This window comes from Bradyrhizobium sp. TM239 (assembly GCF_036247985.1).
Classification (GTDB): Bacteria; Pseudomonadota; Alphaproteobacteria; order Rhizobiales; family Xanthobacteraceae; genus Bradyrhizobium; species Bradyrhizobium ottawaense.
On record NZ_BTIR01000004.1, the window covers coordinates 205,200 to 219,412 of the forward strand.

Consider the following 14,213-nt stretch of genomic DNA (forward strand, 5'->3'; position numbering starts at 1 on the left):
CGCGCCGTTGGGCTGACGGCGAACTTTGAGCATCAGAATGTAAAAGGGGGGCTCGCCATGAGCGACCAGACGATTTTGCGCGCCAGTTTTGTCTCGGAGTCCGCGGCCTTTCACAACACCTTTGGTTGGTACAACAGCTCAACAGGGCTCGGCGGAATCCTGTTTGCAAATGCGGATTCGCAAGGGGCAGGCGCTCTCACCCCCGGTGTCTCCCATGTCGACTTCGCGGTGAACACCGCCGATCTCGGCAAGATCCAGTTCTTCCTCATTCCGGATGGTGCGGCGCAGGGCCGCAACGATGCCGACGATCTCACCGGCGCCATCAAGGTCATCAAGCTCTCGGACGGCACCTGGGCGGTCGCCGATGTCGATGCCAACGGCAACGTCATCTACGTTGCCGGCAAGCCCGATCTGCTCACGGGCGCCGGCGCCAATGCGTTGTTTACCGAGACCTCCAAGAACGCGGGCGGCGTCGATTATGCCTCGTCGGTCACGGGCAGCCAGCAGACGGCAGCCAAGCTCGCCGGCGACACTGCCGACGGCGCGACCGGCACCATCGCCTGGGAGGATACCGCCGCGACGCGCAGGTCCAACGGCAGCTACACCGCGCCGGGCGACGCCGACTACAATGACGCCGTCTTCCAGGTTTCGATCGTGCAGAAGCCGGTTGCGAATGCCGACGCCGTCACGATCGGCGAGGACGCCGGCGCCACTGCGATCAACGTGCTCGCCAATGACACCAACCCCGCGGGCGGGACGCTGCGCGTCACCTCCGTCAATACGCAGGGAATTCTGGGGACGGTCAGCATCGCTGCCGATGGCCACAACATCGCCTATACGCCGGGTTCTGCGTTCCAGTCGCTGCGCGCCGGCCAGTCCGCGACCGAGACCTTCACCTACACGGTGACCAACAGCGCCGGCCTGACATCGACGGCGACGGCGACCGTCACGATCCAGGGCGCCAACGATACCGCAATCATCGGCACACCCTCGGCTGCCGATGTCACGGAAGATTCCCGCAATCCGACCCTGAAGCTCACTGGGACGATCGCGATCTCCGACGTCGATCAGGGCGAATCGGCGTTCAAGACCACCGTGGTATCCGCCTTGGGCAATTTCGGCACCCTGTCCCTGAAGGCCGACGGCAGCTACACCTATTCGATCGCCAACAGTGCCGTTCAATATCTCGGCGCCGGCGAGACCAGGGTCGAGACGTTTACGGTCAGCGCGCTGGACGGCACGGCCAAGCAGGTCTCCTTCACGGTTCACGGCACCAACGACGCCGCCGTGATCGGTGCGCCCGCCTTCACCACCGTCACCGAAGACGCCAGCGCGCCGACGCTGTCGGTGTCAGGCACGATCTCGATCTCGGATGCCGACCAGAACCAGTCCACGTTCCAGGCCGGCGTGATCACGGGGCAGGGCAATCTGGGCGCACTGACGCTGAATGCCAACGGCACCTACAGCTATTCGGTCGCCAACAGCGCCGTGCAATATCTCGGTGCGGGGGACACCAAGGTCGAAACCTTCACCGTCAAGTCGTTCGACGGCACGGCCAAGCAGGTCTCTTTCGTCATCAAGGGCGTCAATGACGCAGCGGTGATCGGCACACCCACGGTTCACGACGTCTACGACAATCCGTCGGCACTCGTGCTCACCGCGTCCGGCAGCATCGGCATCACGGATGTTGATCAGGGCGAGGCGGCGTTCAAGCCGGCCGTTGGCTCCGCTGCCGGCAATCTCGGCTTCCTGCTGCTGTCGGGCGACGGCAGCTATGTCTACGTCGTGGCCGAAAGCGCTGCGCACAATCTGGCGGCCGGCGCCGTCAAGGTCGACACCTTCACCGTGACCGCTGTCGATGGCACCACCAAGCAGGTCAGCTTCACCGTTCATGGCCCGGCGGGCGGCAATCACGCGGCGACGATCGGCGATCCCACCATTGCCGACGTGACGGAAGACCTTGCGGCGAACAACGCCGGGAATCTGACCGCCGTGGGCAGCATCTCGGTCAGCGACCCGGATGCGGGCCAGTCGTCATTCCAGGCCGGCGTGCTCACAGGGCCGGGCAATCTCGGCACGCTGAACCTCTCGGCCAACGGCAGCTACACCTACGCTGTCGCCAACAACGCCGTGCAATATCTCGGAGCCGGCGAGACCAAGATCGATACGTTCAGGGTCACCTCTCAGGATGGCACCTCCAAGGACGTCACGTTCACGATCCACGGCGAGAACGACGGCGCGACCATTGGCAATGTCGGGGATCACGATGTCGCCGAGGACGGCCAACTGACAGCGTCCGGGCAGCTGTCCATCGTCGATGCCGACCAGAACCAGGCCGCGTTCCAGGCCGGCGCGATCACGGCACCAGGCAACCTCGGCACGGTGACGCTGCTGGCCGACGGCCACTACACCTATTCGGTCGACAACGCCGCTGTTCAGTATCTCGGCGCCAATGACACCAAGACGGAGACTTTCACGGTCACGTCCGTCGACGGCACGACCAAGAACATCAGCTTCGATATCCATGGCGCGCAGGACGCACCGAATCTGAGCGTCCAGGACTCCTCGGGCGCCGCCGACGGAAACATCACGCTTCACATAGCGGCCGACAAGGTCGATCTGAGCAGCACCTTGTCGGTGAAGATCGAGGGGGTGCCGTCGAGCTTTACGGTACAGAACGGCGCAGCGATCGGGGACGGCGCCTGGCTCGTGACGGGCGCCTCAATCCAGAACGTCGTTCTGATCCCCAACCATGCCGTCGGCAGCGCGGATCCGTTCACGCTGCAAGTCACCGCCATCTCCGACGACGGCGTTCATCAGGCGGTGAGCTCGGCCGATCTCTCGCTGACCGTGACGTCCGGTGCCAACGAAATCAACGCGCTGGATATCGACGGATATATCGGCGGCGCGACCGTATTTGCTGACGCCAACAACAACGGAATACTCGACGCAGGCGAGGCGCACACGACGACGCGGGCTGACGGCAGTTTTACGTTGGCGGGCGGCTCCGGTCCGCTCGTGAGTATCGGCGGCGTCGATATCTCGACGGGGTTGCAGGTCGCCGGCGTGCTGAGGGCACCGGAGGGCTCCACCGTCATCACTCCGCTGACGACGCTGATCGCCGCACTGGTCGATAGCACGGCCAACGATGAGCACCCGCTGACGGCGGATCAGGCCATGAGCGCCGTGGCGGCGGCTTTCAACCTCGATCTCACCGGAGGTGTCGACCTGAGGTCGTTCGACCCGGTGCCCGATGCGGTAAACAACGACGCCACCGCGACCGCGGTGCTCGCGGCAGCCATCCAGGTCCAAAGCACCGTCGCTCAGGTGTCGGCCGTCGGCGTGGAGACGGGCGCGGTCATTACAGCCATTGCAAGCGCTATTACGGCGTCTCTGAGCGGCCCCGGCGCGCCCGTCTTCGATCTGGCATCTTCTGATACGGTTCAGAGCGTCGTCACATCCTCCGGCGTCGATGCGGCGGCCGCCGCGACGGTTATCGAGGTCGTTGCTGCCGCGAACGACAGCATTCAGGCGGCCACGAACGTCACTGAATTGGCGCAGGCCGGCCAAGTCGCTCAAGGCGCTGCTGCCGACCAAATCGCCGCGACCGATTTTTCGGATCAACAATCGATTGATCAGCTCACAGACCGTTTTGTCGATAATCTCGACACTGAGGTTGCGAATGCCGTGCTGACCCCGGTCGGTAGCGCCTTGTTGGGCTCGCTCGGCGATGACGTGCTTTCGGGCGGAGGCGGCAACGATCTGATCGATGGCCAGGACGGCAACGATCGCATCAGCGGTGGCGACGGAAACGACATCCTCTTCGGCGGAGCCGGCAAGGACTATCTCAGCGGCGGCTCCGGCGACGATATCCTCGACGGCGGCCCGGGCTTTGACCGCGCCATCTATACCGACGCAACCGGCGGCGTCACGATCGATCTGGCGGCGGGAACGGCGTCTGGCGCCGGCGTGGGGACGGACACCCTCGTCAACATCGAGGCAGCCGTCGGCAGCGACTTTGCCGATACGTTCAACGGGGCTGGCTTCACCGGCGATGCACATGTCCCGGGTAGCCCTGTCGGCTACAACGAGTTCGAAGGCAGAGGCGGCGACGACACCATCATCAGCAACACCAACAGCCAGGGGGCCGAGCTGATGCGCGTCTCCTATGTCAGCGCCACCGGCGCGGTGACGGTGGATCTCGCCGCCGGTTATGCCCAAGGTGATGCATCGGTAGGCCACGACACCCTCGTCGGGTCCGGCTTCAACGGCGTCTGGGGCTCCGCGCATAACGACACGATTCTGGGCAGCAACAATCCGATGTTCACCGCAGAGGTGTATTCGGGCTTTGCGGGCAACGACTACATCGACGGCCGCGGTGGCTACGACCGTGTGGACTACAACGTCGATCCGAACACCACGACGGGAATTACGGTCAATCTCGCCGCCGGATCTGTGACCGGCGATTCGACCATAGGCACGGATACGTTGCGCGGGATCGAGGCGATCCGCGGCACCAACTTCGCCGATACCTACAATGCCACCGGTTTCGGCTCGGGCAGCGTCAACGCCGGCTCGAACGGGACGTTCAACGAGTTCACCGGCAATGGCGGTGACGACACCATCACCGGCAACGGCTTCACGCGGCTCGGTTTCAACAACGCGACGGCCGGAGTCCAGGTCGACTTCGTCACCGGCACCGCCACCGGCGATTCATCCGTCGGCACCGATCATTTCACCGGCGTCAACGCCGTCCAGGCCTCGATGTTCGACGACACGCTGCTGGGCGGGGCGACCAACGACACCTTCACCGGCCTCGCCGGCAACGACTATATCGACGGCCGCGGCGGCTTCGACGTCTCGTCCTACAACAACATCTTCTTCATCACGGGAAGCATCACCGTCAATATGGCGGCCGGCATCGTCACCGGAGACGCCTCGAACGGCACGGATACGCTTCGTTCGATCGAGGGCATTCAGGGCACCAACTTCGACGATACCTACGATGCGACCGGTTACGGGGTGACCGGCGCGAATGTCGGCAACAACGGGACCTTCAACCAGTTCGAAGGGCTGAGCGGTGACGATTTCATCACCGGTAACGGCAACACGCGCCTGATTTTCGCCAACGCGACCGGCGGGGTGACCATCAATCTCGCGGGCGGCACCGCCACCGGCGACGGCTCGACCGGTCACGACACGTTCACCGGCGTCAACAGCGCCCTGGGCAGCAACTTTGCCGACATCTTCGACGCAACGGGATTCTCTGGTCCGAGCGGGACCTCGTTCCAGGGGCAGGGCGGCAACGACCAGATCACCGGCAACGGCGCGACGCAGATTCAGTACAACAACGCCACTGCCGGCGTGACCGTCAACCTCACTGCGGGCACCGCCGACGGCGACGGCTCGGTCGGCCACGACACCATCACGGGCGGCGTGTTCAATGTCCTGGGGTCCAATTTCAACGACACCATCATCGGCAGCGCCAGCAACGACAGTCTCTCCGGCAACGTCGGCAACGACATCCTCGATGGTCGTGCCGGCAACGACTTCCTCAGTGGCGGCGCCGGCGTGGACACCTTTGTCTATGCGAGCGGCGGCGGCTTCGACTTCATCCAGGACTTCGTCCATGGCCAGGACAAGCTCGATCTGACCGGGGTCTACGGCATCTTCAGCCTCTCTGACCTGCAAGCGCATGCGGTGCAGAGCGGCCCCAACACGGTCATTACCTTCAGCTCGGGGGACGGCCTCACGCTTCAGAACGTCAATCTGAGCAGCTTGACGGCGAGCGATTTCCTGTTCGGCGCGCCGGCCGCGCCGGTCGTCGGCGACGGAAACGCGAACGACCTCGTCGGCACCGCCAATGCCGAATCCATCAGCGGTCTCGGTGGCAACGACCGCCTCCAGGGCTTCGGCGGCAGCGACCTTCTGGATGGCGGTGCGGGCTTCGATCGCGTCATCTATACCGATGCGACCGGCGGCATCGCCGTCAACCTCGCGGCCGGCACGGCTTCGGGAGCTGGCGTCGGGACAGACACGCTCATCGGCATCGAGGGTGTGGTCGGCAGCAATTTTGCCGACACGTTCAATGCGGCCGGGTTCACCGGATCGACCGGTCTGCCCGGCGTAGCCGCCGGCCAGAGCGAGTTTGAAGGGCGCGGCGGCGACGATAGCGTTGTCGGCGATCTCAACGCGCTGGGGCAGGCGGTGACGCGATTGTCCTATCTGAGCGCGAGCAGCGCGGTCACCGTCGACATCGGGGCCGGGACCGCGGATGGCGATGCCTCCGTCGGTCACGACACCTTCTCCAACGTCTCGACGATCTGGGGCTCGGCCTCCAACGACACGTTCTACGGCAGCGACAATGCGGCCTTCACCTACGAGACCTATGAAGGTCGCGGCGGCGACGACTATATCGACGGCCGCGGCGGCTACGACCAGGTCACCTACAATTCGGATACGACGACCACGTCCGGCATCTATGTTCACCTCGCCGCAGGCACCGTGAACGGCGACGCCACGGTCGGCACCGACACGCTGCGCAGCGTCGAGGCCGCGCGCGGCACCAATTTCGACGACACGTTCGACGCGACCGGCTTCGGCCAGGTCGGGGCGACCAATGTCGGTTCCTCCGGGACCTTCAACGACTTCGCCGGCGCCGGCGGCAACGACACCATCATCGGCAACGGCTCCACCCGCCTGAACTACCAGATCGCGGCCTCGAGCGTCAGCGTCGACCTCGAGACCAGCGTCGTCGGGACCACGAATGCGGTCACGGTTGCCGGCAGCGCCACGGGTGCGACCGAGGGTACCGACAGCTTCACCGGCGTCAATGCGGTGCAGGGTTCGACGTTCGCCGACACGCTGCTCGGAAGCAGCTTCAACAACAACTTCACCGGTCTCGGCGGCGACGACTACATCGACGGCCGCGCCGGCTTCGACGTCGCCATCTACAACAGCCTCAGCACGGTCACGGGCGGTGTCACCGTCGACATGGCGGCGGGCACGGCGACCGGTGACGCGTCGATCGGGACCGATACGCTGCGTTCGATCGAGGGCATTCAGGGCACGGGCTACGCCGACACCTATGTGGCGACGGGCTACGGCCAGGCCGGTGCTCTCAATATCGGCAACAACGGGACCTTCAACCAGTTCGAGGGCCTCGGCGGCGACGACCAGATCACCGGCAACGGCAACACACGACTGCTCTACACGAATGCCATCGGCGGCGTCACCGTCAACCTGAACGCCGGCTCGGTCACGGGTGACGTGTCGGTCGGGCACGACACCTTCACGGGCGTCAACAGCGTCTATGGCGGCAATTTCGCCGACACTTACGAAGCGTCAGGCTTCATCGGTTTCAATTCCTTCCAGGGTCTTGCAGGCAACGACCTCATCACCGGCAACGGCAGCACGCAGCTGCTGTTCGCCAACGCGACCGGCGGCGTTGTTGTCGATCTCGCCAGCGGCACCGTCAATGGGGATGCCTCGGTTGGGCACGACACCATCACCGGTGGCGTCAACGGCGTGTCCGGATCGGGCTTCAACGATACGCTGAAGGGCAGCAGCGGTGCCGACAATCTGCTCGGCAACGGCGGCGCCGACACCTTCATTTATGTCAGCGGCGGCGGCGCCGACTTCATCGGCGACTTCTCGCACGCGCAAGCCGACAAGATCGACCTTTCGGGCGCAGGTATCTACAACCTCGCTGACGTGCAGGCGATCGCTTCGCAGCAGGGACCGAACACGTTCATCAATTTCGGCAATGGCGACAGCCTGACGCTGCAGAACGTGACTCTATCGAACCTGACTGCTGCGGATTTCATCTTCGCGCCGGGCGTTCACCTGATCGGCGACGCCAACCCGAACACGCTGGTCGGCACAATCTATGCCGACAATTTGAGCGGCCTCGGCGGCAACGACGTCCTGCAAGGCCTTGGCGGCAACGACCAGCTCGATGGCGGCCAGGGCTTCGACCGCGCCGATTACGGCGATGCAACGGGAGCCATCACCGCCAATCTTGCGGCCGGCTCCGTGACCGGCCCGGGCGTCGGCACAGATACGCTGGCGAATGTCGAGGGGATCCTCGGCAGCAATTATGCCGATACGTTCAATGCGGCCGGGTTCACCGGATCGACCGGTCTGCCCGGCGTGGCCACCGGCCAGAGCGAGTTTGAAGGGCGCGGCGGCGACGATAGCGTCGTCGGCGATCTCAACGCCCTGGGGCAGGCAGTGACGCGACTGTCCTATCTGAGCGCGACCAGCGCGGTCACCGTCGACATCGGGGCCGGGACCGCGGATGGCGATACCTCCGTCGGGCACGACACCTTCTCCAACGTCTCGACGATCTGGGGCTCGGCCTCTAACGACACGATCTACGGCAGCGACAATGCAGCCTTCACCTACGAGACCTATGAAGGTCGCGGCGGCGACGACTATATCGACGGCCGCGGCGGCTACGATCAGGTCACCTACAATTCGGATACGACGACCACGTCGGGCATCTATGTTCACCTCGCCGCAGGCACCGTGAACGGCGACGCCACGGTCGGCACCGACACGCTGCGCAGCGTCGAGGCCGCGCGCGGCACCAATTTCGACGACACGTTCGACGCGACCGGGTTCGGTCAGGTCGGGGCGACCAATGTCGGTTCCTCCGGAACCTTCAACGACTTCGCCGGCGCCGGCGGCAACGACACCATCATCGGCAACGGCTCCACCCGCCTGAACTACCAGATCGCCGCCTCGAGCGTCAGCGTCGACCTCGAGACCAGCGTCGTCGGGACCACGAATGCCGTCACGGTTGCCGGCAGCGCCACGGGTGCGACCGAGGGCACCGACACCTTCACCGGCGTCAATGCGGTGCAGGGCTCGACCTTCGCCGACACGCTGCTCGGAAGCAGCTTCAACAACAACTTCACCGGTCTTGGCGGCGACGACTACATCGACGGCCGCGGCGGCTTCGACGTCGCCATCTACAACAGCCTCAGCACGGTCACGGGCGGCGTCACCATCGACATGGCGGCGGGCACGGCGAGCGGCGACGCGTCGATCGGAACCGATACGCTGCGTTCGATCGAGGGCATTCAGGGCACGGGCTACGCCGACAGCTATGTGGCGACCGGCTATGGCCAGCCCGGTGCGCTCAATATCGGCAACAACGGCACCTTCAACCAGTTCGAGGGCCTCGGCGGCGATGATGCCATCACCGGGAACGGCAACACCCGCGTCATTTATGCCAATGCGACCGCCGGCGTCACCATCAACCTCCAGGCCGGAACGGCCAGCGGCGATGCCTCGGTCGGCCACGACACGTTCTCCGGTGTCAACAGCGCCACCGGCAGCAATTATGCCGACCTGTTCGACGCAACCGGGTTCGCCGGCTTCAACGCCTTCCAGGGCCAGGGCGGTAACGATAGCATCACCGGCAACGGCAGCACGCAAATCCAATTCGGGAATGCGACCTCCGGCGTGATCGTCAACCTCGCAAGCGGTACCGCGGACGGCGACGGTTCGGTGGGTCACGACACCATCATTGGAGGGGTGACCAACGTTGCGGGCTCGAACTTCAACGATACGATCACCGGTTCTGGCGGCAACGACCAGCTGTTCGGCAACGGTGGCAACGATCTGCTCAGCGGTGGCGCCGGCAACGACGGCCTGAACGGCGGCACCGGTGCAGACACATTTGTCTACGCCACCGGCGGCGGCGCCGACACCATCGGCGACTTCCTGCAGGCGGACGCCGACAAGATCGACCTCACGGGGATCCCTGGAGTCTCGACCCTTGCCGACGTTCAGGCGCTTGCCACTCAACAGGGGCCGAACACGGTCATCAACTTCGGCAATGGCGACACCCTCACCCTGCTGAACGTGACGCTGTCGAACCTCACGGCTGCCGACTTCATCCTGGGGCAGGGCGTGCATCTCACCGGCGACGCCGGCGCAAATACGCTGATCGGCACCGCCTACGCCGACAATCTGAGTGGCCTTGCGGGCAACGATCGCCTCAAGGGCCTCGACGGCAATGATCTACTCGACGGCGGCCTCGGCTTCGACCGCGCCGACTATGTCGCGGCAACGGGCGGCATTACCGCAAATCTCGCGGCAGGCTCCGTGACAGGTCCAGGGGTCGGCACGGACACGCTGGCGAACGTCGAGGGGATCGTGGGCAGCGACTATGCCGACACGTTCAACGCGACCGGCTTTGCAGGCGATACCGGCATTGCCGGTACCAATGTGGGCTTCAACGAGTTCGAAGGCCGCGGCGGGAACGACAGCATCACGGGAGCGATGAACAGCCTGGGTGCGCTGCTGACGCGCATCTCGTATGCCAACGCAACGGGCAGCGTGACCGTCGATTTGACGGCCCATTCGGCGACGGGAAATGCTTCGGTCGGTACCGATACCTTGGTGGGTTCGGGCTTCGGGGGTGTTGTCGGCTCCGGATTTGTCGACCAACTCCTCGGCAGTGCCAATGGTCCGGGGACGGTGGAAATCTTCGAAGGCCGCGCCGGCGACGACTTCATCGACGGCCGGGCTGGCTTCGACCGGGCGGACTACGCGCTCGATCCGGCCGCGGTGGGCGGAATCGACGTTCAACTGGCCTTGGGAACCGTGACGGGCGACGCCGCGACGGTGGGCACCGACACGCTGCGATCGGTCGAGTCCGTGCGCGGCTCGAACGCCGCCGACGTCTTCAACGCTGTTGGCTTCAGCGGATCCAGCCAAAATGCCGGGTCCAACGGCACGTTCAACGAATTCATCGGCATGGGAGGTGACGACAGCATCGTCGGCAACGGAAACACGCGCGTTGCCTTCACCAACGCAACCGGCGGGGTGACCGTCGATCTGCTGGCAGGTACTGCGAGTGGCGACGCCTCCACGGGCAACGATACGTTCAGCGGCGTCAACGCCGTGATGGGGTCGATGTTCAACGACACCATCCGCGGCAGCAACATTACAACGGCAACGGAGACGTTCACCGGCTTTGCCGGTGACGACTTCATCGACGGCCGCGGTGGCTTCGACATCATCAGCTACAACAACCTCTACTTCTCCAGCGGCCCGGTCACCATCGACTTCACGGCGGGCGCCGCGACCGGTGACGGATCGATCGGAAATGATACGTTCCGCGGGATCGAGGGCGCCCAGGGCACCAACTTCAACGATGTCTTCACGGCCACGAATTTCGGCGCCGTCGGTTTCCAGAACGGCGCAACCAACAACGTCGGCAACAACGGCAACTTCAACCAGTTCGAGGGCCTGGCCGGCAACGACACGATCACCGGCAACGGCAACACCCGCGTCATTTATGCTAGCGCGACCGATGCCGTGACGATCAACCTGCAGGCGGGAACTGCGACCGGCGGCAGCTCGATCGGCACCGACACCTATGTGGGCGTCAACAGTGCGACCGGCAGCAACCTGAACGACACCTACAATGCCGCAGGCTTCACCGGCGTCACCTCGGCCGGATCGTTCGGCACCTTCAACCTGTTCGAAGGCCTGCTCGGCAACGATACCATCACCGGTAACGGCAATACGCGAGTCTCGTATTCTCAGGCGAGCGGGGGCGGAGTTTCCGTCGACCTTTCGACCGGACTTGTGAGCGGTGCGGCCGGCGCCGACTTCATCACGGGAGGCGTCAACAGCGTCCAGGGTTCGAACCAGGCCGACACGCTGTTCGGCAGCTCGAATAACGAGTTCTTCTTCGGCGGCGGCAGTGGCGACACGATCAACGCAGGTGGCGGGAACGACGGCATCACCGGCCAGGGCGGCAACGATACGATCGACGGCGACGCCGGCACCGACATGGTGATCTTCTCGGGTACGCAATCGCAATACACCGTCACGACGGCTGGAACGATCCAGGTTCAAGACAATGTCGTGAACCGTGACGGCACCGACGGTCTGACCAATGTCGAAGTGCTGCAGTTCAGCGACGCCATCGTGTTGCTGTCATCGGGCTCGTTGGCGAGTCCGATCGATCTCTCGACGCAACAGTTCTCTAACACAGCACCCGTGATCGGAACGGCCGGAGACGATTATCTTCGCGTCGGAGCCAATATCTTCGGACACGGGCTCAATCTGGGAGCCGGGACGGGCGATACCGTCCTGCTCAACGGCACCTTTGGTAACGGCTACACGCTCAATCTCTCGGGTGTCGAAAACCTGGTCGGCAGCGGCAACGACGAATTCGTCAACCTCACGACGACCGCCAACGGACTGGTCGTCGACCTCGGGGGTGGCAATGATCAGCTCAATCTCGCGGGCGGCGCCAACACGGTCAGCCTGATTGGCGTCGAGGGGGTCGGCGGATCCGATTTCGGTGCGACGCCCGGCGTCAACGACGTGCTCACCTTGTCGACGACGGTGACGGGCCTGAACATCAGCCTCGGCAACGGCGACAATACGATGTACCTCGCTGCCGGCGCGAACTCGTTCGTGAACATCTACGACGTCAATCACGTGCACGGAACCGCGAGCGACGACACCTTGACTGTCACCGGTGCGATTGCAGCGGTCAACGGCGTCGCGATCGACCTTGGCGGCGGCGAGGATACGATCGCCCTCAACGGAAGCTTCGCTGCATTCGCCGCGACCGGCGTCGAGCACATCAACGGCAATTCGGGCGACAATTCGCTCAGCTTGACGAACAATGTCGATGGCATCGTCATCGACATGGGCGGTGGAAACGATCTGGTGTCCCTCGCCAATGGGGTGAACTCGGTCAGCATCAGTGGCGTCGAAAACCTCAACGGCAGTGATTTCACGGGCAATCTCAACCCGTCGGACGATACGGTCACGCTTCTGAACACCGTGTCCGGAGTGACGGTCAACCTCGGCGAAGGGACGGCCAACGTCCTGAATCTCGCCGCAGGCAGCAATTCGTTCGACAATCTGTGGAACGTGAATCTGCTCAACGGGAGCTCGTCGGACGACGTTCTGACGCTGCAGGGCAGCCCGGCGAATGTGATCGATCTCGGTGACGGCAACGACACTCTGAACTTCAACGGGAACGTCTACGACATCACGGTGACCAACGTCGAAACCGTCAATGCCGTCGCGAACTTCGACAGGATCACGATCGGCAATGCGTCAGGTAACACGACGATCACTGCCGGCGCGGGTGCGGATGAGATCTTCGCCAGCGCGGGCCATGACAACTTCCGTTTCGCCAGCACCGCGGATTCCGCCGCCGGTGCTGCTGATACCATTCACAATTTCGACGCTGACAATGACAGCTTTAGGTTCTCGGGCATCAGCGTCGCCGGCGGTCACATCGAGTACGTGGAGAATGCCGCGCTGCTCGGCGGCAACCAGGCTTCGGCTCACTTGCAGAATTCCGGGCCCGGTAACGACTATCTTCAGATCGATGTCGACGGCGACGGAACGAGCGATATGGACGTGAGCCTGCAAAATGCGACGGGCACACTGCACAACAGCAACTTCCTGTTGGCCTAAGAGGGAACCGGCTTCGGAGCGGGGGTCACCAGCCGTCGTCCCGGCAGTCGCCGTTGGGATTTACGACGTGCATGTTCGCGGCTGGATCGCATCGCTCGCTGGCTTTCAATCCGAGCGAAACCGGCGAGGCAATCGGCACGCGAGCCCAAGCAAAAACCGCCGCCACCGGCTATCCGGTGGATCGGCGGTCTGTGATCGAAGGTGGCTGGGTCGAAGGGGCTGGGCTCTTAAGGGTTCTTACCCAAGCGTTCCCCCGCTCACCGAACGTACCAATAACCCCACCAGCGCTGAGACACCGGACGCGCCTGCGCCTTCATGGCGGCGACTTCCTCGACGGAGCGAAGCTGCGGGCCGTAGATCGCGGGCGGATAGACGTCATCCCACAGCACGGCCCCGGTTTGCGCGTAGGCCGCCCGCTGATGTGCCGGAGCAAGCGCGAGCTCGGCGGCCGGCGCTGCGGAAGCTGTCAAAACGAGGCCGAGAGCAGACAGGGTAATGGATGGAATACGAGCGCGGACGGTCATTGGATTGAATCCCTCGTAAAATGAGATGCGAAATAATGCGACGGGTCTCGAATGGTTGCAAGGGCATGGATTGGCCGGTTGGCCCGAAATTTCCTGTTCGTGGGGAGGCGCGCCAGGTCCGTTCGACGGCAACCGGCTTGGCCGGACCGGGATCGTAGGGGCACCTCTCTAATAGAGTGATTCTTATAGAGTGGTCTTGATCGCAGCGGTCGACGCGCGGGA

Annotated in this window: 2 protein-coding genes; one reads left to right on the top strand and one right to left on the bottom strand. The window is 63.9% G+C overall.

The features are described from left to right. The first annotated feature begins 57 nt into the window (after positions 1-57). A complete protein-coding gene (locus tag AABA84_RS08550) occupies positions 58-13,467 on the top strand; it encodes a VCBS domain-containing protein (protein ID WP_338311849.1) in 13,410 nt (4,469 codons plus the stop codon). A gap of 257 nt (positions 13,468-13,724) precedes the next feature. Here the strand turns inward: AABA84_RS08550 and AABA84_RS08555 are convergent, their stop codons facing one another. Next, a complete protein-coding gene (locus AABA84_RS08555; RefSeq protein ID WP_338311850.1) occupies positions 13,725-13,991 on the bottom strand; it encodes a hypothetical protein in 267 nt (88 codons plus the stop codon). Positions 13,992-14,213: the final 222 nt, after the last annotated feature.

Bases quoted from the DNA above. Each gene is read 5' to 3' on its own strand.
- AABA84_RS08550 (WP_338311849.1), top strand. From the start codon at position 58: ATGAGCGACCAGACGATTTTGCGCGCCAGTTTTGTCTCGGAGTCCGCG.
- AABA84_RS08555 (WP_338311850.1), bottom strand. From the start codon at position 13,991: ATGACCGTCCGCGCTCGTATTCCATCCATTACCCTGTCTGCTCTCGGC.